This is a genomic window from Agromyces ramosus (genome assembly GCF_004216665.1).
In the GTDB taxonomy this organism is placed as follows: Bacteria; Actinomycetota; Actinomycetes; order Actinomycetales; family Microbacteriaceae; genus Agromyces; species Agromyces ramosus.
Map to the genome: position 1 here is coordinate 353,803 of NZ_SGWY01000002.1, position 23,624 is coordinate 377,426.

20 protein-coding genes are annotated in these 23,624 nt (G+C 71.4%); 16 read left to right on the forward strand and 4 right to left on the reverse strand.

What is annotated here, in order from left to right; translation table 11 throughout:
• The first annotated feature begins 52 nt into the window (after nucleotides 1-52).
• The 6 genes from EV187_RS08265 to EV187_RS08290 all read left to right on the forward strand — a co-directional run bounded on the left by EV187_RS08265 (nucleotide 53) and on the right by EV187_RS08290 (nucleotide 8,434).
• The gene (locus EV187_RS08265) at nucleotides 53-2,299 is read left to right on the forward strand and encodes a bifunctional alpha,alpha-trehalose-phosphate synthase (UDP-forming)/trehalose-phosphatase (RefSeq protein ID WP_130352595.1); all 2,247 of its coding nucleotides are present in this window, start codon (nucleotides 53-55) and stop codon (nucleotides 2,297-2,299) included.
• Nucleotides 2,300-2,309: 10 nt separating this feature from the next.
• Nucleotides 2,310-4,004, forward strand: coding sequence for a dihydroxy-acid dehydratase (gene ilvD, locus EV187_RS08270; RefSeq protein ID WP_130352596.1), 1,695 nt, complete (start codon nucleotides 2,310-2,312; stop codon nucleotides 4,002-4,004).
• Nucleotides 4,005-4,109: 105 nt separating this feature from the next.
• A complete protein-coding gene (locus EV187_RS08275) occupies nucleotides 4,110-5,849 on the forward strand; it encodes an acetolactate synthase large subunit (protein ID WP_242609567.1) in 1,740 nt (579 codons plus the stop codon).
• A 2-nt stretch (nucleotides 5,850-5,851) separates the two neighbouring features.
• Nucleotides 5,852-6,361 (forward strand): acetolactate synthase small subunit, encoded by a 510-nt coding sequence (ilvN, locus tag EV187_RS08280; RefSeq protein ID WP_130352598.1) that lies wholly within the window; start codon nucleotides 5,852-5,854, stop codon nucleotides 6,359-6,361.
• 69 nt (nucleotides 6,362-6,430) lie between these two features.
• The gene (gene ilvC / locus EV187_RS08285; RefSeq protein ID WP_130352599.1) at nucleotides 6,431-7,459 is read left to right on the forward strand and encodes a ketol-acid reductoisomerase; all 1,029 of its coding nucleotides are present in this window, start codon (nucleotides 6,431-6,433) and stop codon (nucleotides 7,457-7,459) included.
• Between the two features lie 234 nt (nucleotides 7,460-7,693).
• The gene (locus tag EV187_RS08290; RefSeq protein ID WP_130352600.1) at nucleotides 7,694-8,434 is read left to right on the forward strand and encodes a copper homeostasis protein CutC; all 741 of its coding nucleotides are present in this window, start codon (nucleotides 7,694-7,696) and stop codon (nucleotides 8,432-8,434) included.
• 132 nt (nucleotides 8,435-8,566) lie between these two features.
• Here the strand turns inward: EV187_RS08290 and EV187_RS08295 are convergent, their stop codons facing one another.
• Nucleotides 8,567-12,805: an nSTAND1 domain-containing NTPase gene (locus tag EV187_RS08295; RefSeq protein ID WP_165391146.1), complete on the reverse strand. Its 4,239-nt coding sequence runs from the start codon at nucleotides 12,803-12,805 to the stop codon at nucleotides 8,567-8,569.
• Nucleotides 12,806-12,917: 112 nt separating this feature from the next.
• Here EV187_RS08295 and EV187_RS08300 point away from each other — a divergent pair, with 112 nt between their 5' ends.
• From EV187_RS08300 to serA, 4 genes are all read left to right on the forward strand, one after another.
• Nucleotides 12,918-13,295: a hypothetical protein gene (locus tag EV187_RS08300; protein WP_130352602.1), complete on the forward strand. Its 378-nt coding sequence runs from the start codon at nucleotides 12,918-12,920 to the stop codon at nucleotides 13,293-13,295.
• 53 nt (nucleotides 13,296-13,348) lie between these two features.
• Nucleotides 13,349-13,858: a DNA polymerase III subunit gamma/tau gene (locus EV187_RS08305; RefSeq protein WP_130352603.1), complete on the forward strand. Its 510-nt coding sequence runs from the start codon at nucleotides 13,349-13,351 to the stop codon at nucleotides 13,856-13,858.
• A 1-nt stretch (nucleotide 13,859) separates the two neighbouring features.
• Nucleotides 13,860-14,261: a hypothetical protein gene (locus tag EV187_RS08310; RefSeq protein WP_130352604.1), complete on the forward strand. Its 402-nt coding sequence runs from the start codon at nucleotides 13,860-13,862 to the stop codon at nucleotides 14,259-14,261.
• Nucleotides 14,262-14,410: 149 nt separating this feature from the next.
• Nucleotides 14,411-16,003 carry a phosphoglycerate dehydrogenase gene (gene serA, locus EV187_RS08315; RefSeq protein ID WP_130352605.1) on the forward strand — a complete coding sequence of 531 codons (1,593 nt, stop codon included), beginning with the start codon at nucleotides 14,411-14,413 and terminating at the stop codon, nucleotides 16,001-16,003.
• Here serA and EV187_RS18865 read toward each other — a convergent pair.
• On the reverse strand, nucleotides 15,990-16,562 hold the full coding sequence (locus EV187_RS18865) for a TetR/AcrR family transcriptional regulator (RefSeq protein WP_130352606.1): 573 nt from the start codon (nucleotides 16,560-16,562) through the stop codon (nucleotides 15,990-15,992). The two genes, serA and EV187_RS18865, sit on opposite strands and share 14 nt — an antisense overlap.
• A 77-nt stretch (nucleotides 16,563-16,639) precedes the next feature.
• Between EV187_RS18865 and EV187_RS08325 the strand changes: the two genes are divergently transcribed.
• Complete coding sequence (locus EV187_RS08325; RefSeq protein ID WP_130352607.1) at nucleotides 16,640-18,223, forward strand: MFS transporter; 1,584 nt, start codon at nucleotides 16,640-16,642, stop codon at nucleotides 18,221-18,223.
• Between the two features lie 16 nt (nucleotides 18,224-18,239).
• Entirely contained in the window at nucleotides 18,240-18,572 is a 333-nt protein-coding gene (locus EV187_RS08330; RefSeq protein WP_207221787.1) for a cytochrome d ubiquinol oxidase subunit II, read from the forward strand.
• Between the two features lie 27 nt (nucleotides 18,573-18,599).
• Here the strand turns inward: EV187_RS08330 and EV187_RS08335 are convergent, their stop codons facing one another.
• Nucleotides 18,600-18,863, reverse strand: coding sequence for a DUF6458 family protein (locus EV187_RS08335; protein WP_130352609.1), 264 nt, complete (start codon nucleotides 18,861-18,863; stop codon nucleotides 18,600-18,602).
• Nucleotides 18,864-19,002: 139 nt separating this feature from the next.
• On the opposite strand from EV187_RS08335, the gene EV187_RS08340 reads away from it, so the two are divergent.
• From EV187_RS08340 to EV187_RS08355, 4 genes are read left to right on the forward strand one after another with little or no spacing between them, the layout of a single operon-like run.
• Nucleotides 19,003-20,064 carry a 3-isopropylmalate dehydrogenase gene (locus EV187_RS08340; RefSeq protein WP_130352610.1) on the forward strand — a complete coding sequence of 354 codons (1,062 nt, stop codon included), beginning with the start codon at nucleotides 19,003-19,005 and terminating at the stop codon, nucleotides 20,062-20,064.
• Between the two features lie 25 nt (nucleotides 20,065-20,089).
• The gene (locus tag EV187_RS08345) at nucleotides 20,090-21,205 is read left to right on the forward strand and encodes a branched-chain amino acid aminotransferase (RefSeq protein ID WP_130352611.1); all 1,116 of its coding nucleotides are present in this window, start codon (nucleotides 20,090-20,092) and stop codon (nucleotides 21,203-21,205) included.
• Nucleotides 21,205-21,675 carry a GNAT family acetyltransferase gene (locus tag EV187_RS08350; RefSeq protein WP_130352612.1) on the forward strand — a complete coding sequence of 157 codons (471 nt, stop codon included), beginning with the start codon at nucleotides 21,205-21,207 and terminating at the stop codon, nucleotides 21,673-21,675. The genes EV187_RS08345 and EV187_RS08350 overlap by 1 nt, the downstream gene beginning before the upstream one ends.
• 9 nt (nucleotides 21,676-21,684) lie before the next feature.
• The gene (locus EV187_RS08355) at nucleotides 21,685-22,458 is read left to right on the forward strand and encodes a fumarylacetoacetate hydrolase family protein (protein ID WP_130352613.1); all 774 of its coding nucleotides are present in this window, start codon (nucleotides 21,685-21,687) and stop codon (nucleotides 22,456-22,458) included.
• Between the two features lie 60 nt (nucleotides 22,459-22,518).
• On the opposite strand, the gene EV187_RS08360 is transcribed toward EV187_RS08355, so the two are convergent.
• Nucleotides 22,519-23,550, reverse strand: coding sequence for an aminotransferase class V-fold PLP-dependent enzyme (locus EV187_RS08360; RefSeq protein WP_130352614.1), 1,032 nt, complete (start codon nucleotides 23,548-23,550; stop codon nucleotides 22,519-22,521).
• Nucleotides 23,551-23,624: the final 74 nt, after the last annotated feature.

The following is a 23,624-nucleotide window of genomic DNA, read 5'->3' on the forward strand; positions in this document are numbered from 1 at the left end:
GGCAGGTGGACTGTTAGCCTGAGCGGAGCGCGAGGGAGGGACATCCGACACCATGCAGGCCCCTGGATCGGAACGCGACGAACTCTACGTCGACCACGTGTACGACATGATCGTCGTCTCGAACCGGCTCCCGGTCGACTACCAGGAGGGTCCGGGCGGGGAGACGCACTGGAAGAGCTCGCCCGGCGGACTGGTCACGGCGCTCGAACCCGTCATGCGAGCCGCCGACGGCGCCTGGATCGGCTGGACCGGCGTCGCCGACCGCGACTTCGACCCGTTCGAGCACGACGGCATCTCCATCATCCCCGTGCCCCTCTCGGCCGACGAGCTCGAGGAGTACTACGAGGGGTTCTCGAACGACACGCTCTGGCCGCTCTACCACGACGTGATCGCACCGCCGTCGTTCCACCGCGAGTGGTGGGAGGCGTACGTGCGCGTCAACCGCCGGTTCGCCGAGGCGGCCGCGCGCGCGGCATCCGACGGCGCCGTCGTCTGGGTGCAGGACTACCAGCTGCAGCTGGTGCCGCGGATGCTGCGCGAGACCCGCCCCGACCTCGTGATCGGGTTCTTCAACCACATCCCCTTCCCCGCCTACGGCATCTACTCGCAGCTGCCGTGGCGTCGCCAGGTCGTCGACGGACTCCTCGGCGCCGACGTGATCGGCTTCCAGCGGGCAGCGGATGCCGGCAACTTCTCGCGTGCGGTGCGCCGCCTGTTCGGCTACAAGACGCACGGCACCATCATCGACACGCCCGCAGGCAACGGCGAGACGCGGCGGGTCGTGGCCCGCCACTTCCCGATCTCGATCGATGCGGCCGGATTCGAGGCCATCGCCCGCCGGCCCGACGTCCAGGCCCGCGCCCGCGAGATCCGCGAGAGCCTCGGCAACCCCGAGACGATCATGCTCGGCGTCGACCGCCTCGACTACACGAAGGGCATCCGCCACCGCCTGAAGGCGTTCAACGAGCTCCTCCGCGACGGGCGCCTCAAGGTCGAGGACGTCACCCTCGTGCAGGTCGCGAGCCCGTCCCGCGAGCGCGTCGAGACCTACCGGCAGCTGCGCGACGAGATCGAGCTCGCCGTGGGCCGGCTGAACGGCGACTTCTCCACGCTCGGGCACCAGGCCGTGGCGTACCTGCACCACGGGTACCCGCGCGAGGAGATGGTGGCCCTCTACCTGGCCGCCGACGTGATGCTCGTGACGGCGCTCCGCGACGGCATGAACCTGGTCGCCAAGGAGTACGTGGCGTGCCGGTTCGACGCCGACGGCGTGCTGCTGCTCAGCGAGTTCACCGGGGCGTCCGACGAGTTGCGGCAGGCCGTGCTCGTGAACCCGCACGACATCGAGGGGCTGAAGGACGCGATCGTCGAGTCGGTCCAGATGCCGAAGCGGGAGCGCTCGCGGCGCATGCGCGCCCTGCGCCGGCGCGTGCGCGAGAACGACGTGGCCAAGTGGTCGGCGACGTTCCTCGAGACGCTCACGGGCGCCGGGATCATCGCACCCGGCGTCTCCGACCCGCTGCAGGCGGCCATCTCGACCCTGGCGAGCACCGAGCGCCTGCTCGTCGCACTCGACTTCGACGGCACGCTCGCCCCGCTCGTCGACCGGCCGGAGGATGCCCGCGCCACCGATCGCTCGCGCGCCGCGATCGAGCGCCTCGCGGTCGCCGACGACACCCGCGTGGCGATCGTCTCGGGTCGCGCGCTCGCGAGCCTCGACGAGGTCGCGAGCCCTCCCGACGGCACCCTGCTGAGCGGATCGCACGGCGTCGAGCTCCAGCTCGACCCGGCCGGCGTCACGATCGACCTGCGCGACTCGGAGATGGCCAAGCTCGAGCGGCTCTCGTCCATCGTGGAGGAGGTCGCGGCCGGTGCCGACGGCGCGTGGATCGAGCGCAAGCCCGCGGGCCTCGCCCTCCACACGCGCCGGCTGAGCACGACCGCCGGCACGGCGCTGCAGCACTCGGCCCGCGACAAGGTCGAGGCCGAGCTCCTCGGCATCACGGTGCGCACGGGCAAGGCGGTGCTCGAGTTCGCCGTGCGCTCGAGCGACAAGGGGGAGTCGCTCGCCCGCCTGCGCCAGCACGTGGGGGCGACGGCCACGATCTACATCGGCGACGACGTGACCGACGAGGACGCGTTCGCCGCCCTCGACGACGACGACGTGGGCGTGAAGGTCGGCCAGGGCAAGTCGATCGCGACGTACCGCGTGCGCAGCCCGGAAGACGTCGCCGAGCTGCTCGAGCGCCTGGCCGATGCGCGTGACGCGGCGCGCGAGGGCGCTTCTCCCTGGACATAGACTCGACTGCATGTCGGAGTTCGATCCCAAACCGCGCAGTCGCACCGTCACCGACGGCATCGAGGCCATGACGAGCCGCGGGATGCTCCGCGCCGTCGGCATGGGCGATGCGGACTGGGACAAGCCGCAGATCGGCATCGCGAGCTCGTGGAACGAGATCACCCCGTGCAACCTCTCGCTCGCCCGCCTCGCGCAGGCCGCGAAGGAGGGCGTGCACGGCGGGGGCGGATACCCGCTGCAGTTCGGCACCGTGTCCGTCTCCGACGGCATCTCGATGGGCCACGAGGGCATGCACTTCTCGCTCGTCTCGCGCGAGGTCATCGCCGACTCGGTCGAGGTCGTCATGCAGGCCGAGCGGCTCGACGGCTCGGTCCTGCTCGCCGGCTGCGACAAGTCGATCCCCGGCATGCTCATGGCGGCCGCGCGGCTCGACCTCGCCTCGGTCTTCCTCTACGCGGGCTCGATCGCGCCCGGCTGGGTGCGCCTGTCCGACGGCACCGAGAAGGACATCACGATCATCGACTCGTTCGAGGCGGTCGGCGCGGTGCGCGCCGGCACGATGAGCGAGGCCGACGCGAAGCGCATCGAGTGCGCGTTCGCCCCGGGCGAGGGTGCCTGCGGCGGCATGTACACCGCCAACACCATGGCATCGGTCGCGGAGGCACTCGGGCTCTCGCTGCCGGGGTCGGCGTCGCCGGCATCCGCCGACCGTCGTCGCGACTACTACGCGCACCGCTCGGGCGAGGCCGTCGTCAACCTGCTGAAGCACGGCATCACCGCTCGCCGGATCCTCACCAAGGAGGCGTTCGAGAACGCCATCGCGGTGGGCATGGCCCTCGGCGGCTCCACGAACATCGTGCTGCACCTGCTCGCGATCGCCCGCGAGGCCGACGTCGAGCTCACCCTCGACGACTTCAACCGCATCGGCTCGAAGGTGCCCCACATCGGCGACCTGAAGCCGTTCGGCAAGTACGTGATGAACGACGTCGACCGCCGCGGCGGACTGCCGGTGCTCATGAAGGCGCTGCTCGACGCGGGCCTGATGCACGGCGACGCGCTCACCGTCACCGGAAAGACGCTCGCCGAGAACCTCGCCGAGATGGACATCGCGCCGCTCGATGGCGAGGTGCTGCGCACCCTCGACAACCCGATCCACGAGACCGGCGGGCTCACCATCCTGCACGGCTCGCTCGCACCCGAGGGCGCGGTCGTCAAGACCGCCGGCTTCGACGCGGCGACGTTCGAGGGCCCCGCGCGGGTCTTCGAGCGCGAGCGCGCGGCGATGGACGCGCTCACGGCCGGCGAGATCAAGCACGGCGACGTCGTCGTCATCCGCTACGAGGGGCCGAAGGGCGGGCCCGGCATGCGCGAGATGCTGGCCATCACCGCGGCCATCAAGGGCGCGGGGCTCGGAAAAGATGTACTACTCTTGACGGACGGTCGATTCTCCGGCGGCACAACCGGCCTGTGCATCGGCCATCTGGCACCCGAAGCGGTGGACGCAGGTCCTATCGCCTTCGTGCGCGATGGTGATCTGATACGGGTCGATATCGCAGCTCGTTCCATCGACCTACTGGTCGACGATGCCGAGCTGGCTGCCCGCCGCGACGGCTGGGCTCCGCTTCCCCCGCGCTATACCCGTGGCGTCCTCGCGAAGTACTCCAAGCTCGTGCGTTCCGCCGCAGAAGGCGCCACCACGGGCTGAGTGCTGCGCTCCCGCACACCGTCCACCAAGAACAGGAATCGAATGACCACGGAAGCAACACCCGTGCCTTCGCCCGCCCCCGTGCCGCCCGGCGCGCCCGTGGAGATGACGGGTGCCGAGGCGGTCGTGCGCTCGCTCGAGATGCTCGGCATCACCGACGTCTTCGGGCTGCCCGGCGGCGCGATCCTCCCCGTCTACGACCCGCTGCTCGACAGCCGCAAGCTCCGCCACATCCTCGTGCGCCACGAGCAGGGCGCCGGCCACGCGGCCGAGGGCTACGCGTCATCGAGCGGCAAGCTCGGCGTCGCGATCGCGACGTCCGGCCCCGGTGCCACCAACCTCGTCACGGCGATCGCCGACGCGCACATGGACTCGGTGCCGATCCTCGCGATCACCGGCCAGGTGTTCTCGAACCTGATGGGCACGGATGCCTTCCAGGAGGCCGACATCGTCGGCATCACGATGCCCATCACGAAGCACTCCTTCCTCGTGAAGCGCCCGGAGGACATCCCCGGCACGATCGCCGCGGCGTACCACATCGCCACCACCGGACGCCCCGGCCCCGTGCTCGTCGACATCACGAAGGACGCGCAGCAGGCGAAGTTCATGTTCCGCTGGCCGCCGAAGGTCGACCTGCCCGGGTACCGCCCGATCACGAAGGCCCACGGCAAGCAGGTCGCCGCGGCGGCGCAGATGCTCGCCGAGGCGAAGCGCCCGGTGCTCTACGTGGGCGGCGGGATCATCCGCTCGCGCGCGTCGGAGGAGCTCGTCGAGCTCGCCGAGGCGACGAACGCGCCCGTCGTCACCACGCTGATGGCGCGCGGCGCGTTCCCCGACTCCCACCAGCAGCACCTCGGCATGCCCGGCATGCACGGCACGGTTCCCGCCGTGATCGCGCTGCAGGAGGCCGACCTGCTCGTCGCCCTCGGAGCGCGCTTCGACGACCGGGTCACCGGCAAGTCGGCGCTCTTCGCGCCCAACGCGAAGGTCGTGCACGTCGACATCGACCCCGCCGAGATCTCGAAGATCCGCACGGCCGACGTGCCGATCGTGGGCGACCTGAAGGACGTGCTGGTCGACCTGCTGGCCGGGTACCGCGAGGCGATCACCACGACGACGCCCGACCTCGAGGAGTGGTGGGCGACGCTCGACGGGCTCCGCTCGGAGTTCCCGCTCGGGTTCACGCGTCCCTCCGACGGCCTGCTCGCGCCGCAGCACGTGATCCAGCGCATCGGCGAGCTCACCGGCCCCGAGGGCGTCTACGCCGCCGGCGTCGGCCAGCACCAGATGTGGGCGGCGCAGTTCATCAAGTACGAGCGTCCCAACTCCTGGCTGAACTCGGGCGGCGCCGGCACCATGGGCTACGCGGTGCCCGCGGCCATGGGCGCCAAGGTCGCCGAGCCCGACCGGGTCGTGTGGGCGATCGACGGCGACGGATGCTTCCAGATGACCAACCAGGAGCTCGCCACCTGCACCCTGAACGACATCCCGATCAAGGTCGCGGTCATCAACAACTCGTCGCTCGGCATGGTGCGGCAATGGCAGACGCTGTTCTACGACGGCCGCTACTCGAACACCGACCTCAACACCGGGCACGACACGGTGCGCATCCCCGACTTCGTCGCACTCGCCGAGGCCTACGGGGCACTCGGCATCCGCGTGACGAAGGAGGAGGAGGTCGACGCCGCGATCAAGCTCGCCCTCGAGACGAACGACCGCCCCGTCGTCATCGACTTCGTCGTCTCGGCGGACGCGATGGTGTGGCCGATGGTGCCGCAGGGCGTGTCGAACAGCTACATCCAGTACGCCCGCGATCACTCGCCGGCCTTCAGCGAGGAGGACTGACCATGTCGACCCACGTGCTCTCCCTCCTCGTCGAGGACAAGCCCGGCCTGCTGACCCGCGTCGCGGGACTGTTCGCCCGCCGCGGCTTCAACATCGAGTCGCTCGCGGTCGGCCACTCCGAGATCGACGGGCTCTCCCGCATCACGGTCGTCGTCGACGTGGAGGACCTGCCGCTCGAGCAGGTGACGAAGCAGCTGAACAAGCTCATCAACGTCATCAAGATCGTCGAGCTCGACCCCGCCCAGTCGGTGCAGCGCGAGCACCTGCTCATCAAGGTGCGCGTCGACAACGCCACGCGCTCGCAGGTGCTCGAGGCGGTGAACCTCTTCCGCGCGCGAGTCGTCGACGTCTCGACCGACGCGCTCGTGATCGAGGTCACGGGCGACTCCGGCAAGACCACCGCGTTGCTCAAGGTGCTCGAGCCCTACGGCATCAAGGAGATCGCCCAGTCGGGCCTCCTCGCGATCGGCCGCGGCGGCAAGTCGATCACCGAGCGCGTCTTCAAGAACTGAACGCGGATGCCGCAGCACGCCGTCGCGGCATCCGTCACCTGAACCGAAACCAAGGAGAAAGAACAGCACATGGCTGAGATCTACTACGACAAGGACGCCGACCTCTCGCTCATCCAGGGCAAGAAGGTCGCCGTCATCGGCTACGGCTCGCAGGGCCACGCGCACGCGCAGAACCTCCGCGACTCCGGCGTCGAGGTCGTCATCGGACTCAAGGACGGCTCGAAGTCGAAGCCCAAGGCCGAGGAGGCCGGGTTCGAGGTCAAGAGCGTCGCGGATGCCGCGGCCGAGGCCGACGTGATCGTCATCCTCGCGCCCGACCAGTACCAGCGCCACATCTACGCCGAGTCGATCAAGGACAACCTCGCCGAAGGCAAGACCCTCGTGTTCGGCCACGGCTTCAACATCCGCTTCGGCTACATCGAGGCGCCCGAGGGCGTCGACGTCGTCATGGTCGCCCCCAAGGGCCCGGGCCACACCGTGCGCCGCGAGTACGAGGCGGGCCGCGGCGTGCCCGTGATCGTGGCGGTCGAGAAGGACGCCTCGGGCAACGCCTGGCCCCTCGTGCTGTCGTACGCGAAGGCGATCGGGGGCCTCCGCGCCGGCGGCATCAAGACCACCTTCACCGAGGAGACCGAGACCGACCTGTTCGGCGAGCAGGCCGTGCTCTGCGGCGGCGTCTCGCAGCTCGTGCAGTACGGCTTCGAGACCCTCACCGAAGCGGGCTACCAGCCCCAGGTCGCGTACTTCGAGGTGCTCCACGAGCTGAAGCTCATCGTCGACCTCATGTGGGAGGGCGGCATCGCCAAGCAGCGCTGGTCGGTCTCCGACACGGCCGAGTACGGCGACTACGTCTCGGGCCCGCGCGTCATCGACCCGCGCGTCAAGGAGAACATGCAGGCCGTGCTCGCCGACATCCAGTCGGGCGCGTTCGCCGAGCGCTTCATCGCCGACCAGGACGCCGGCGCCCCCGAGTTCCTCGAGCTCCGCGCCAAGGGCGAGGCGCACCCGATCGAGGCGACCGGCCGCGAGCTGCGCAAGCTCTTCGCCTGGAACGCGTCGAACGACGACGACTACGTGGACGGCGAGGTCGCCCGCTAGTCGCGGCGTTCGCTCCACGCGCACGGCGGGGTCGGCTTCGGCCGGCCCCGCCGTTCGTGGTCGCCCGGCGTTCGGAGTCCCGACGCTGCGCCGGGCGCCTGCCCGTCCGGCGCAGCGTTCGTGGTCGTCCGGCGTTCGGAGTCCCGACGCTGCGCCGGGCGCCTGCCCGTCCGGCGCAGCTCGCGGGCGCCGACGTCGTCGAAGCATCGGCGCAGGACCAAGTAGCGTGTCGGAATGGCCACACCCGTCTCCGTCGAGATCGCCGTCCAGGATGCCGCCGGGGTACGTGTCGCCCTCGCGGCTGGTGCCGCGCGCGTGGAGCTGTGCCAGGCGCTCGGAGTCGGCGGCCTGACGCCGTCGGCGGGGCTGATCTCGTCGGCGGTGGAGCTGGCGGCCGCGGCATCCGCACCCTCGTTCGTGCACGTGCTGGTGCGCCCGCGAGGGGGTGGATTCGCCTACGACGACGATGAGCTGCACCTGATCGTGCGCGACATCCGCCTCGCGGTCTCGCTCGGCGCACACGGCGTCGTGGTCGGTGCGCTGACGGATGCCGGGGCGCTCGACCTCGCGGCCACCGCCGCGTTCCTCGAGGCCGCCGACGGCAACGATGTCACCGTGCACCGGGCCGTCGACGCCGCGGCGGATCCGCGGGCCGCCGTGGCGTCGCTGGCGGGCACGGGCGTGCGCCGGGTGCTCACCTCCGGCGGCGCGCCCGACTGCCGTGCCGGACTCGACGTGCTCGCGCGGATGGCAGCCGAGGCGCATGGCGAGCTCGAGGTCATGGCCGGTGGCGGCGTGCGGGTCGACGACATCCCGACGCTCGCGGCCGCCGGCATCGACGCCGTGCACCTCTCGGCGCGTGGGCGCTCGGCGCGCGGGGGAGCGAGCGGCCCGGGCGGGGGCGAGGCCGCGTTCGACACCACGGATGCCGCGATCGTTCGCGCCGCGGTCGACGCCGCGCGTGCCGCGGCATGACGACGACGCCGGCCCCGAGGTCGCCGGAGACGGCGTCCGACGTGTCGGCGGATCGCCATCTCCGCGCGGGAGCCCTGCTCGTGGGAACGTGCATCACGGCCGGAACGGTCGCGCTCCTCGGCGGCCGGCGCCCTAGCCGGCGGGCTCGGCCTGTCCGGCCGCTCCGAACCCGCACGTCGACCGGTACTCGCCGAGGTCGCCGAGGTAGGTGAGCCATTCGTCGTGGGTGAGGTCACGGCCCGCCATCTCGCACGCGGCATCCGCATGCGCGGACGGCCGCAGGTCCCACACCGCGATGCCGGCCGGGACGTTGACGGCGAGCTCTTCGCCATCCGCCCGAAGCACTCCCGAGTAGACGCCACCGAGCTCGTAGTTCCACTCGCCCCAGACCGGGATGGGGTCGCCGAGCTGCACGCCGCCCACGAGGTCGTAGAGGGTCACCGTGTTGTCCAGGGAGTACGTGCTCAGGGTGCGGCCGTCGGTGCTCACGTTCATGGTGTCGAGGCCCCCGGAGGCGCCCGGAAGAGCGCCGATCTGCTCGAACGTGTCGGCGTCGTAGCGCACGACGGATTGGAGCCGGAAGATGGTGGCGACCTCGTCCCGCGCTGTCAGCGCCGTCCTGCCGATGCCCACGAGCCCTTTCCGGATCCGTTCGCCGGTCGCCCCGTCGAAGAGGATCGAATCGGGCGTGAACTCGTTGTTCCAACTCGTCACGAGCACGCGGCCGCCATCGGGGCTCGTCGAGATGAGGACCGGATAGCCGCCGTCGGTCTTCATCGTCGGTTCGATGCGGCGCCCGGTCGCCGGGTCGATGGTCCAGATCTCGCCGCCGGGCCGGCCCACGTGCAGCCGGTCGCCCGGGGCGTTCATCCAGACGCTCTCGACCTGCTCGGGGAACGGATCGCCCGAATAGCGCTCTCCGGTGCGGAGGTCGAGGTAGCCGGTCCGGTGCGGCCCGACGCCGCCGATGTCGCCCACCAGGGTCGACTCGCCGGCCCACATGACCCCGAACGAGGGGGTGGGAACGTGGACCAGCTCCTCCGTGCGCGTGTCGAGCACCGCGAACTCGCGGTAGTCCCCCCACCACTCCACGCCGTCCGCTCGGCGGGCGACGACGAGGCTGGACCCTTCCGGCGAGTACCGGTCTCTGATCACCCAACCGGGCGCGAGGACCCGTGTGACGGCACCGGACCCGTCGAGCTTCCAGCGCGTGATCGCCGTGCCGCGGCCGACGACCACGAGCTCCTTCCGGTCCTCGATGACCGACATGGTGCCGACGAACCCGAGCTGGGGGTCGAACGAGCGCTCCGTCGGCGCGCCCGTGTCCAGGCTCCGCTCGTCGATGTGGCCGAACAGGTCACCGCAGTAGACGGTCCGGAGCTCGACGGATGCCGCCACCCATGGGCAGGGATCGTCGGTCGTGGTGACCAGCTGCTGCGACCAGTCGACCCGGCCCGCGGCGATGTCGATGGACGAGATCCACTGGTCGCCCGCCGCGATGACGCGCGTGTCGGAGACGACCGCCATGGACACGTTCGTCGAATCCGCGGGCATGGGCACCGTGGCGAGCACGGCAGCCGTGTCCGGGTCCACCACCTGCAGCGGTCCCTCGACCGTGCCGTACAGGAGGCGCCCGTCGGTCGTGAAGCGCGCTGCTCCGGCGCGATCCGTCGCCTCCTGCGCCGGGTGGGTCGAGGTACCGGTGACCTGCCGTACGAGGCCCGTGTCCGCCTCGATGAGGCGCAGCGCGCCGGTCTCGTCGATCGCGGCGACCAGGTCGCCCTCGTGGTTCATCGTGATGGACGTGAGCGGGAAGTCGAGCTCGATGGTCGGCCGGACCATGGCACCCGAAGCCAGGTCCGCGACGGACAGCCGAGTGCCCACCCGCGTATCGGTGTCGTCGAAGATCCGCTCCGCATTCGCGACCCGCGATCCGCTGCCGCTGACCGCCGGGCCGATCCGACTGTCGAGGTCGAAGGCGAGGCCGTCCCGCGGCAGGTCGACGGGGTACAGGAGTGCGCCGGAATCGATGTCGTACACCGCGACCCCGGTCGCGGTCACGGCGACCGCGCGCCGCGTTCCCGGGATGAGCGCGCCCGACATGCCCTCGACGCCCTCGAGATGCGTCGTCGCGAGGAGGCCGTGGGAGCTCGTCATCGCGCCCATCAGCGCGGAGCGCGCGCGAGGGTCGTCGGGCCACCGTCGATGGGCTTCCACCGCGAGCAGGGCCGCGACGTCGCGGTCGGTTTCCCGCAGCGATCGCGCCGTGCTCGTGAGCGCCTCGACCTGGGCCGTCTCCCGTTGGTGCGCGGTCTCGTTCGAGCCGGCCGCGACGAAGCCGCCGGCGGTCACGGCGACGGCGAACAGCGTGACGGCCGCGACGAGCAGGACGCGCAGTCGTCGGTTCTGCCGACGGTCGTGCCGGGCACGGGCTTCGATCTCGTCGACGGCGGCCCGCTCCCGTGCCGCGGATGCCTCCAGGAAGGCGCCCTCCGAATCGGTGAGCTCCGGCTCAGCGGCCTCGCGCCATGCCACGACGGCGTTGAGGCGAGCTCCGCGGTACAGGTCCTCATCGGGCCGTCCATCCGCCTCCCAGGTGTTCGCGGCCGTCGCCAGCGCGCTCATGACGCGGACGCCCTCGGCGTCGTCCTCGAGCCAGCCCCGGAGGCGCGGCCACGCGGTCGCGAGCGACTCGTGCGCGACGACGAGGGAGTCCTCCTCGGCGCTGACCAGGCGGGCGCGCGCCAGGCCGGTGAGCACACGGTCGTGCGCGGCGTCCTGCCGCATCGGGGTGATCGGGATCCGGCGGCGCATGGGCGCCCCGTCCGCGCTGATCTCGACGAGGCGCAGGAACGTGGCGCGGCAGGTCGCCCGCGCGTCGGGATCGAGCGACAGGTAGAGCTGGTCGGCCGACTTCGCGATCGCGCCCGAGATGCCGCCGGAATCCTCGTACCCGGCGACGGTGAGCGTCGCGCCCTCACGGCGCAGCCAGGTCTCCACGAGGGCGTGCGAGACATGGGGGAGCACGCCCGGCGCCCCCGCGGCATCCCGCAGGATCAGCTCGACGAGCCCCGGCTCGAGACGGAGTCCCGCGAGGCGAGCCGGCTCCTCGATGGCGCTCCGGAGCCCGTCCGGACCCAGCGGCCCGACGAGGTGCACGCCCGACGCGAACAGGGGTCCGATGCTCGGCTCGGCGGCGCATGAGCTGAGGAAGTCGGCGCGCACGGCGACGACCACTCGCTGCGCCCCTGCGACGGCCGTCGCGATCAGCGCCGCGAACTCCGAGACCTGTTCACCCGGGAGACCGGAATGGAACAGTTCCTCGAACTGGTCGATGACGACGACCTCGGCGTGGGCCCGACCGGACAGTGCGTCGCGGAGTCGGGCGATCGGCGTCGCCCCCGAGCCGATGACGACCACGGAGTCGCCGCGAGCCCGGAGTGCCGGGACGAGGCCGGCCAGCACCAGCGACGACTTCCCACAGCCCGACGCCCCGGAGACGGCGAGGAACGGCGACCCGGCGAGGCGGGCCAGTGTCGACTGGATGTCGGCGTCCCGCCCGAAGAACTCCTCCGCATCGTCGGTGCCGAACGGCTGCAGGCCGCGATAGGGACAGTCCGCGCTCGTCAGCTGGGGCTCGGGCGGCGCATCGAGGGAGGCATCCTGGTGCAGGATCGCGGACTCGAGCGCGACGAGCTCGGCGCCGGGTTCGATGCCCAGTTCGTCGGCCAGCCGCTCACGCGCGCTGCGCAGCGTGGCGAGGGCGTCGGCCTGGCGTCCGCTCCGGTAGAGCGCCGTGGCGAGGATCGCCCACCGTCGTTCGCGGAGGGGGTCGGCGCGGACCAGGCGCTCCGCGTCGGGCACCACGGCCCGGTGCTCACCGCACTCCAGCCGTGCCTCCTGCAGGTCCTCCTCGGCGGACTTCCGGATCTCCTCGAGGCGCTCCGCCTCGGCGACCGAAGCCGGCCACTCGCCGAGGTCCGAGTACGGCACCCCGGTCCAGAGCGAGTCCGCCCGTTCGAGCACGTCGATGGCACGCGCGGGGTCGCCGTTCGTGCGGTGGAGTGCGGCGCTCTCGAGGAGTCGCTCGTAGCGCACGGCATCGATCGAGTCGGGATCGATGCGGAGCCGGTAGCCGCCGCGCGTCGTCGCGATGGACGTCGAGCCCAGCGCGCGGCGGATCTGCACGACGAACGCCTGCACCTGCTTCGGCCAGGTGCTCGGCGGCTCGTCCCCCCACACCGCGCCGGCCAACTCGGACGGTGTGACGACGTTGCCGGCCCGGAGGACGAGGGCGGCGAGGAGGGACCGCTCCTTGGGGCTGAGCCTTCCACCGTCGATCGTGAGGTCACCGAGCACTCGGATCTCCACACCTGCAGTGTGGGCGCGGCCATGGCGGCTGTCAACGAAGGGTGGACGCACCCATACCCATTCCATACCGATCCGTCCGGCGGACCATACCCGCACGGGCGAACCTGCGGTCATGAACACCACGCAGAACATCCAACGCGTCATCGCCGCCGGGCTGCTCGCGGCCTCGGCAGGGCTCGCCCTCTCCTCGTGCGCCGGGCAACGGCAGGTCGCCGAACCCGATTCCGATCGGATGTCCGCCGCTCAGGTCGCCGAGCAGCGCGCGGCGTACCTCGACCTGGCCCAGCGCCGGGCGGAGATCGCCCGCGGCCAGGCAGCCGCGGTCACGCCGTACCTCGATCAGGCGGAGCGCCGCGCGAACGTCGGCGGACCGGTCGAGGGCGACGCCTACCGCGACATGGCCGAGCGCCGCGCCGGTCTGGGCGGGCCGGAAGCCGGCGAGGACTACCGTGACCTGGCTGAGCGTCGCCTCCGGGTGACCGGCCATTGAAACCCTCGTCGAATCGACGATCAGGGCCTCGGCTCGATCGCTAGTCTGGTCGCATGAGCCCCGACCCCGACGACGACGCGCTGCGGTGGGAGGGCGACGACGATCCGACCCTGGCGCCCGGGTGGAAGACCGTCGGCAACCCCGCACCGCTCGTCGGTGCGCCGGCGGATGCCGCGGCATCCGCTGCCCCGGCACGGTCCGACGGCGGCGGCGGTGCCGCCACGCCCGCGCCCGGCGTCGGCGACGCGACCGCCGTCGAACACGACGCGGATGCCTCGCGGCAGGCCGGCTCGGCCGAGCTCGTGATGCTCGGGGTGCTCGGCGGCGTCTACCTGCTCTACTCGATCGGCTGGCTGATCTGGGCGATCACGCCCCCGCCCGAGCTGGCCGACCCGGTCGCCCAGTTCATGTACGGGCTCGGCCGCTGGCTGGCGGTGGCCGCTCCGGCGCTGTGGTTCGGCACCGTGCTCTGGCTCGCCGCCGAGCACCGCCGAGCGAGGCTCCTCTGGCTGCTCGCGGGAGCCGTGCTCCTCGTGCCCGTTCCGTTCCTGCTGCGAGGTTGAGATGACCGAGGCATCCGCGCCCATCGACGGCGACGGCCGAGTGACCGACGCGACCCCGGCGACCGCCGCGACGAGGCCCGCGACGCCGCTCTGGCTCGCCGTGACGATCGCCGTGCTGTTCGGCGTGCTCTACGCCTACGACGTGTGGGAGGCCGTGCGCGACCTCGTCGGGATGTCGCTCATGGTGGGCGACCTGGGCGTCTCGTTCGCGGGCATCGGGCTCGGCCTGCTCATCGCCGCCCTCGTCGTGCCGCTGCTCGTGTTCGCGCTCGCGTTCTGGCTCGGCCGGCACCGCGGCCCCGTGGTGCAGGTCGTGCTCTTCCTCACCGGCTACGCGGTGGTGCAGGCGATCACCCTCGACCTGGCGGCCCTCTTCGAGCTCGGCGGCATCGACTTCTCCTGACCCGCCGGCGTGTGACGGCAGCGTCGTCACAGAACGGAGGGGGCATACGCCCTCCAGTAGAGTGGCCGGGTAGCGCCCCCACGGCGTGTGGCGCATCCCACCGCACATCAGAGCGCCCTCCGCGCGCTTCGCCCCCGAAGGAACCGTTCGTGTCAAAGCCGGTCGTGCTGATCGCCGAAGAACTCTCGCCCGCCACCGTCGACGCCCTCGGGCCCGACTTCGAGATCCGCAACGTCGACGGCACCGACCGTCCCGCGCTCCTCGAGGCGATCGCCGACGCGAACGCGATCCTCGTGCGTTCCGCGACGAAGGTCGACGCCGAGGCGATCGCCGCCGCGCCGAAGCTCCAGGTGATCGCGCGCGCGGGCGTCGGGCTCGACAACGTCGACATCAAGTCGGCCACGTCGGCGGGCGTCATGGTCGTGAACGCGCCGACCTCGAACATCATCTCGGCCGCCGAGCTCACGGTCGGCCACATCCTGAGCCTCGCCCGGCACATCCCGGCCGCGCACTCCGCGCTGGCGCAGGGGGAGTGGAAGCGGTCGCACTACACCGGCGTCGAGCTCTACGAGAAGACCATCGGCATCATCGGACTCGGCCGCATCGGCGCACTCATCGCCGCTCGCCTCCAGGCGTTCGGCACGGAGGTCATCGCGTACGACCCCTACATCACCGCCGCCCGGGCGCAGCAGCTCGGCGTGCAGACGGTGAGCCTCGACGAGCTCCTCGAGCGCAGCGACTTCATCACGATCCACATGCCGAAGACGCCCGAGACCACCGGCATGATCTCGACCGAGCAGCTCGCGAAGATGAAGCCGACGGCCTACGTCGTCAACGTCGCCCGCGGCGGCCTCATCGACGAGGACGCGCTCTACGAGGCCCTCGCGTCGCGCACGATCGCCGGCGCCGGGCTCGACGTGTTCGTGTCGGAGCCGCCGCGCGAGTCCCCGCTGCTCGCACTGCCGAACGTCATCGTCACGCCGCACCTGGGTGCGTCGACCGACGAGGCACAGGAGAAGGCGGGCGTGTCGGTGGCGAGGTCCGTGCGCCTCGCGCTGGCCGGCGAGCTCGTTCCCGACGCGGTCAACGTCGCCGGTGGCGTCATCGACCCCTACGTGCGTCCGGGCATCCCGCTGGTCGAGAAGCTCGGCCAGCTCTTCGCGGGCCTTGCGGATGCCGCGATCACCAGCCTCGACGTCGAGGTGCACGGCGAACTCGTCGACTACGACGTGAGCGTGCTGAAGCTGGCCGCGCTGAAGGGCGTGTTCACGAACGTCGTGAGCGAGACCGTGTCGTACGTGAACGCCCCGCTCCTCGCCGAGCAGCGCGGGATCGACGTGCGCCTGATCGTCGACTCCGACTCGCCGGAGTACCGCAACGTGATCACCCTCGCCGGCGCGCTCGCCGACGGTCGGCAGATCTCGGTGTCGGGCACCCTCACGGGCACGAAGCAGATCGAGAAGCTCGTCGGCGTGAACGGCTACGAGATCGAGGTGCCGATCGCGACGACCCACATCGTGATGCAGTACACCGACCGGCCGGGCATCGTGGCGGTCTACGGCCGCGAGTTCGGCGACGCCGGCATCAACATCGCGGGCATGCAGATCGCACGCCGCGAGGCCGGCGGCCAGGCGCTCAGCGTGCTCACCGTGGATTCCCCGGTGCCGTCCGACGTGCTCGACCGGGTGCGCGAGGCGATCGAGGCCGACGTGCTCGTCGAGATCGACATCACCGAGGAGTAGTGGGCGGCGGCGCCGTCGCGAGTCGTTCGAGCAGCGCCACGAGGGCGTCCATCTCGTTCGCCCGCGGGGCGTCGACGCCGAGCTCGTCGTCGTCGCCGTGCAGCGCGGAGTCGTAGTAGAGCCCGTCGCCGATGAGGGTGATCGCGAGTGCGACGGTCGGGTCGGCCACGTGTCGGCCGATCGCCTCGAACCAGCGCTCGCGCGCCGAGCGGATGGCTCGTGCGGCGGCCGCGCTGCCCCCCTGCGCGAGCCGGGCGGTGGCGACCACGGCGCGGTCGAGCGGATGCGCCATCGCGACCGAGGAACGCACGAAGTAGGCGATGGGACCCTCGGGGGCCGTCTCGATGGCGTGCACGTCGTGCTCGACGAGGGCGTCGAGGCGCCCGATCAGTCCGTCGATCAGCGCGTCCTTCGAGGCGAAGTGGTAGAGGAGCCCGCCCTTCGACACCCCGGCCGCGCGCGCCGTGGCGTCGAGGGTGGCGGCGCGCTCGCCGTCGTGCACGAGGATCTGCTCGAACGCGTCGAGCACGGCGTCGCGTGCGGCTGGGGGGCGGCTCATGTGCTCGATCGTAGCGAGCGGCATCCGGTCACCACCTGATACTATACCGGCTGGACGGTACAGTAATGGAAGCCGAGATGACGAACACCACGCAGCCCGCGACCCAGCCGATCGAGCACGCGACGAACCACGTCGCGCACGTCGACCCGGGTCGGCCGTCGCGCGCGCCGCGACGCGCCTGGTTCGCCCTCGTCGTGCTGATGCTTCCGGTGCTGCTCGTCTCGGTGGACAACACCGTGCTGAGCTTCGCCCTGCCCGCCATCTCACGCGACCTCGCGCCGACGGCAGCGCAGCAGCTCTGGATCATCGACGCCTACCCGCTCGTGCTGGCGGGGCTGCTCGTCGGCATGGGCAGCGCGGGCGATCGGTTCGGGCGCCGCAGGCTGCTGCTGATCGGCTCGACCGGTTTCGCCGTGGTCTCCGTCCTGGCCGCCTTCGCGCCCACCGCCGAGTCGCTCATCGCCGCGCGTGCGGCGCTCGGCTTCTTCGGGGCCATGCTGATGCCGTCGACGCTGTCGCTGCTCCGTGCGGTCTTCACCGACCGTGAGCAGCGTCGCCTCGCCATCGCGATCTGGGCGTCGGGCTTCGCGGCGGGCAGTGCGCTCGGTCCCCTCGTCGGCGGCCTGCTGCTCGAGCACTTCGCCTGGGGCTCGGTGTTCCTGCTCGCGGTGCCGGTGCTCGTGCCGATGCTCGTGCTCGTGCCCCTGCTCATCCCCGAGAGCCGCGACCCCGCGCCGGGCCGCATCGACGTCGTGAGCATCGTGCTGTCGCTCGCGGCGATGGGGCCGATCGTCTACGGCGTCAAGTCGCTGGCGACCGATGGCGTCGACGGGTTCGGCGTGCAGGCCATCGTGCTCGGCACGTTCTGCGCGATCTGGTTCGTGCGGCGGCAGCTCCGCAGCGATTCGCCCATGCTCGACGTGCGACTGTTCCGCCTGGGCTCGTTCGGCGGCGGCGTGCTCGTGAACCTCCTGAGCGTGGTCGCGCTCGTGGGCTTCCTCTACTTCGTCTCGCAGCACCTGCAGCTCATCGCCGGGCTCAGCCCGGTGGAGGCCGGACTCGCACTGCTGCCCGGCCTCGTCGCCATGATCGCGGCCGGCCTCGTGGTCGTGCCGATCGCCCGTCGGATCCGCCCGCGACTGCTCGTGCCGGTGGCGCTGGGCCTCTCGGCCGCCGGGTACCTCGTGATCGCCCTCGGCGCGAACTCGGGGTCGATCGCCCCGATCATCCTCGCCTTCGTGCTGCTCGGGGTCGGCATCGGCGCCGCCGAGACGGTCTCGAACGAGCTGATCCTCTCGAGCGCGCCGCCGGCGAAGGCCGGAGCGGCGTCCGCGGTGTCCGAGACCGCCTACGAGCTCGGGGCCGTGCTCGGCACGGCGGTGCTGGGCAGCATCCTCGCCGCGCAGTTCCGGGCCGGCATCGCGCTGCCGTCGGTCCTCACCCATCCACAGGCGGATGCCGCGCGCGAGACGCTCGCGGGCGCCATGACCGTCGCCGAGGAACTGCCCCCGTCGATCGGCGCCGAGCTCGCGGCATCCGCTGCCCGCGCCTTCGACGGCGGAGTCGTGGTGACCTCCCTCATCGGCGTCGCGCTGATGATCGCGGCCGCGGTCGTCGCGGCGATCGCGCTGCGCAATCCGGCGCCGTCCCGAGCGGACTGACGACCGCGGCCGACGGTTGCCGAATCTCGTTTCGCAGAGCACACTGAGGGCGACCGTCGGATTCCTCTTCGCCGCTCTGCACCCCGACGTGCTCGTCTCGAGCACCAGCGGTGCGAACAGCCTCACCGTCGCGGGCACCGCGTCGAGTGAGTACGCGCTCACGGTGATGACCGTCGTCGCCGCCGTGTGCTTCCCGCTGGTGCTCCTCTACCAGAGTTACACGTACGTGGTCTTCCGTCACCGCATCACGGGCACGGCGACGCAGGTCGACGCGACGCAGGTCGACGCGACGCAGGTCGGAGCGACGCAGGCGGGTACGACGGACGAGCGGCCGCCGCCCTCCTCCTGAGGGCGGCGGCCGTTCGATGCATGCGGCTCAGAGCACGTTGGGCTCGTCGGGAGCCGAGTGCTCGTTCCGCACGACCCGGTCGCCCGTGGCGGGGTCCACACTCGTGTGCGAGGTCGTCACCGAGCGGCGGCGACGCGCCAGCAGGACGATGCCCAGGATGATGATGATCGCGCCGGCGATCATGAGGATGTAGCCGACCAGCTGGAGGTTGATCCAGTCGACGGCGAGATTCAGCGCGAACGCGAGGATCGCGCCGATGACGAAGAGCACGATACCGAGACCGAGACTCATGGTGGGGGTCCTGCTTTCTCTCCGGCGGCTTCGGGCGCCGCTGTTCGATGAGGCGGATACCTCGTCCTGAGCCCGAGTGTATCGATCGGCCTCCCGAGCGGACAGTACGCTGGGAGGGCTGGCGCACGAAGGAGAATCCATGGTAGGCACGGTCAGGCTCGCGGTCATCCCGGGCGACGGCATCGGTCCCGAGGTGGTCGGCGAGGCGCTCAGGGCGCTCGACGCGGCCGTCGCCGGAAGCGACGTCGCCTTCGAGCAGACGCCGTTCTCCCTGGGCGCGGCGCGCTACCTCGAGACGGGCGACGTGCTGACCGACGACGACCTCGCCGCGATCAAGGAGCACGACGCGATCCTGCTCGGCGCGGTGGGCGGTGTCCCCGGCGACCCCAGGCTCGCCGGCGCGAACATCGAGCGCGGACTCCTGCTGAAGCTGCGGTTCGAGCTCGACCACTACGTGAACCTGCGTCCGACCGTGCTGCATCCTGGCGTATCCAGCCCGCTCGCCCACCCGGGCGAGGTCGACTTCGTCGTCGTGCGCGAGGGCACCGAGGGTCCCTACGTGGGCAACGGCGGCGCGATCCGGGTCGGCACGCCGGCCGAGGTCGCGAACGAGGTCTCGGTGAACACCGCCTACGGGGTCGAGCGCGTCGTGCGCTACGCGTTCGCCGCGGCATCCGATCGCCCGCGCAAGCGGCTCACGCTCGTGCACAAGACCAACGTGCTCGTCTTCGCCGGGTCGCTCTGGAAGCGCACGGTCGACGCCGTCGCGGCCGAGTATCCCGATGTCGCGGTCGACTACCTGCACGTCGACGCCGCGACCATCTTCCTCGTCACCGATCCTGCTAGATTCGATGTCATCGTCACGGACAACCTCTTCGGCGACATCCTCACCGACCTCGCCGGCGCGATCAGCGGCGGCATCGGCCTGGCGGCCTCGGGCAACATCAACCCCGACGGCCGGTTCCCGAGCATGTTCGAGCCGGTCCACGGCTCGGCACCCGACATCGCCGGGAAGGGCATCGCCGACCCCACCGCCGCGATCCTCTCCGTCGCCCTGCTGCTCGACCACCTGGGTCACCCCGAGCAGGCGGCGAAGGTGCAGCGGGCGGTCGCCGCCGACATCGCCGAGCGCGGTGACATGAGACGCTCGACCTCCGAGGTCGGCGACGCGATCGTCGCCCGCATCGGCGCACACGATTGACCAGCGCATCCGAAGGACGGAAACCATGACCATCAACCTCCCGCTCCAGGCACCATCCGCGGCCGGGCTCACCTGGAACGTCACCCGCAACGACGCGGCGAAGAGCGACGCCGAGCGCGACGCGGTGCTCGCCGACCCGGGCTTCGGCAACCACTTCACCGACCACATGGTCGACCTGTGCTGGTCGGAGAAGGGCGGATGGCACCGGCCCCGCGTCTCGCCGTACGGCCCGATCCAGCTCGAGCCATCGGCCGCGGTGCTGCACTACGCCCAGGAGATCTTCGAGGGGCTGAAGGCCTACCGCCACGCCGACGGGTCGATCTGGACGTTCCGCCCCTACGAGAACGCCGCACGGATGCAGCGCTCGGCCGCGCGACTCGCGCTGCCCGAGCTGCCGAGCGAGTTCTTCATCGACTCGTTGCGCCAGTTGATCGCCGTCGACGGCGCCTGGGTGCCGACGGCCCCCGAGACGAGCCTCTACCTTCGCCCGTTCATGTTCGCGAAGGAGGCGTTCCTCGGCGTGCGCCCCGCGAAGAAGGTCGCCTACTACCTCATCGCGAGCCCCGCCGGCGCCTACTTCCACGGCGGCGTGCAGCCCGTCTCGATCTGGCTCTCCACGAAGTACGCGCGCGCCGGCAAGGGCGGCACGGGTGCGGCGAAGACCGGCGGCAACTACGCGTCGAGCCTGCTGCCGCAGTCCGAGGCTGCCGAGCACGGATGCCAGCAGGTGCTGTTCCTCGACGAGGGCACGTACCTCGAGGAGCTCGGCGGCATGAACGTCGTGCTCGTCTACCGCGACGGCACGCTCGTGACCCCCGAGTCGGACTCGATCCTCGAGGGCATCACGCGCGACTCGGTGCTGCAGCTCGCGAAGGACCGCGGCCACACGGTCGAGAGCCGCAAGGTGACCATCGACGAGTGGCGCGAGGGTGCGGCATCCGGCGACATCGTGGGCGCGTTCGCGTGCGGCACGGCCGCCGTGATCACGCCCATCGGCCGGCTGCTCGCCGAGGACTTCGAGATCGTGCACTCGGGCTCTGGCGCGTCGGAGCTCGCGCTCTCGTTGCGCGAGGAGCTCACCGGCATCCAGTACGGACGCGTCGAGGACCGCCACGGCTGGATGACCCGGCTCGACGGCTGATGGCGGGCACGGTCATCCGGCCGTTCCGCCGTGACGACACCGAGCCGGTGGTCGCGCTCTGGCGCGCCGCCGGGCTCGTGGTGCCGTGGAACGACCCGTACCGCGACATCGAGCGCAAGCTCACGGTGCAGCCCGAGCTCTTCCTCGTCGCGGAGCACGCCTCGGTCGACGGTGCGCCGACCGTGGTCGGCGCGGCCATGATCGGCTACGACGGGCATCGCGGGTGGGTGAACTACCTCGCGGTCGACGAGTCGCGGCGCGGCGAGGGCCTGGGCGCGGCGATCATGGCGGAGGCCGAGCGGCTCCTCGTCGAGCGGGGCTGCCCGAAGCTCAACCTGCAGGTGCGGTCGACGAACCAGGGCGTGATCGACTGGTACCGCTCGCTCGGCTTCGAACCCGACCGTGCGGTGAGCCTCGGCAAGCGGCTGATCGCCGACGGCGAGCCCGGGCCCTCCGGCGCCGCCCCGTAGGCTGGTCGCATGAAGATCGCGCGCTTCTCCCACGGCGACACCATCGCATTCGGCATCGTCGACGAGGAGGAGGACGAGCTCGTGGTCCTCAAGGCCGACCCGATGTTCGCGGGGTACGAGCCGACGGGGGAGCGGGTTCCGCTCGGCGAGGTCAAGCTGCTCGCGCCGGTCATCCCGCGTTCGAAGATCGTGGCGGTCGGGAAGAACTACCGCGAGCACGCCGCCGAGATGGGCGGCGAGGCGCCGGCGGAACCGTTGCTCTTCCTCAAGCCGAACACCTCGGTGATCGGGCCCGGCGAGCCGATCGTGCTCCCGGTGCAGAGCGACCGCGTCGAGCACGAGGGCGAGGTCGCCGTCGTCATCGGGCGGATCGCGAAGCACGTCGCCGAGGCGGATGCCGCGAACGTGATCTTCGGTTACACGATCGCGAACGACGTGACCGCGCGCGACCTGCAGCAGCGCGACGGTCAGTGGACCCGGGCCAAGGGCTTCGACACGTTCTGCCCGCTCGGCCCGGTGATCGACACGGACCTCGACCTCGAGGGCGGCACGATCGAGGCGAGCGTGAACGGCGAACGCCGCCAGGAGGGCCGCCTCGCCGACATGGTGCACTCGATCCCGGCGATCGTGGCCTATGCGTCGAGCGTGTTCACGCTGCTCCCGGGCGACGTGATCCTCACGGGCACCCCGGCGGGCGTCGGCCCGATCGTCGACGGCGACACCGTCGAGGTCACGGTCTCGGGCCTCGGCACGCTCTCGAACCCGGTGCGCGGCCCGCGCTGAGCGACGGCGGCGTCACGCCTCGGGCGGGGCGAGCGGCGTGCCGCCGCCGCATCCGCCCGCTCAGCGACCGAGCGTCGTCGCGGCGAGGTCGACGTCCTCGTCGTCGTTCCAGAGGTGGAACGCCAGCCGGGCGCGCCCGGCGCGGCCCGACGCGGTGATGCCGGCGGCGCCGAGTGCCGCCAGCTCCGCGCCGTCGGCGTCGGGCCAGGTGACGATCGCGCTGTCCGACGGTGCCATGCCGATGCGCTCCCGGAAGGCGTTCGCAAGGCCGACCGAGTGGGCGCGCACGTCTTCGGCATCGAGTGCGGCGGCGAATCCGAGGGCGGCCTCCGCACCGACCCACGCGTGCCAGGCGGGGGAGACGTCGAATCGGCTCGCATCGTCGGCGAGGTGCAGGTCGGGGCCGTAGCACGACGCCCACGGATCGGTGCCCGAGTACCATCCCGCGGTGAGCGGCGTGATCTCGGCGAGCGCGCGCGGCGAGAGCGCCGCGAACGCCGCCCCGCGCGGGGCGCACAGCCACTTGTAGGCGTGGCAGACGATGAGGTCGGCCTCGAGGTCGGTGGTCGGCAGCCATCCGGTGGCCTGCGTGGTGTCGACCAGCACCCGCGCGTCGACGGCGCGCGCGGCCTCGGCCACGGATGCCGCGTCGGCCACGTCGCCCGTGGCGGACTGCACGAGCGAGTACGACGCCATCCAGGTGTCGGGGCCGATCGCATCGGCGAGGTCGGCCAGCGGCACGTGGCGCACGCGGAGGTCGCCCCGCGCGAGGAACGGGCCGACGACCGAGGAGAAGTCGCCGTCGACGCAGACCACCTCCGCGCCGGCCGGGGCGGATGCCGCGGCGAGTCCCGCGAACACGGAGACCTGCGATCCCGTGGCGACCCGCGCGGGATCGACGCCGAGCAATGTCGCGGCGTGACCGCGGGCACGCTCGAGGGCCGCCGAGTACTCGGACGCCGCCGCGGTGCCCGTCGCCCAGCGCTCGAGGTCGAGGCGCAGCGCCTCACGCGTGACGTCGGCGGGGAGGCCGAGCGTGCAGGCGGCGAGGTAGCCGCGCCCGGCGGCGAATCGGTCACGGAGGGAGGACATGCCACCAGTCTCCGCGCGTGCGATCCATTCGACAACGGCAGGTGAGTGATCATATCCATGCCGTGGCGTTATGA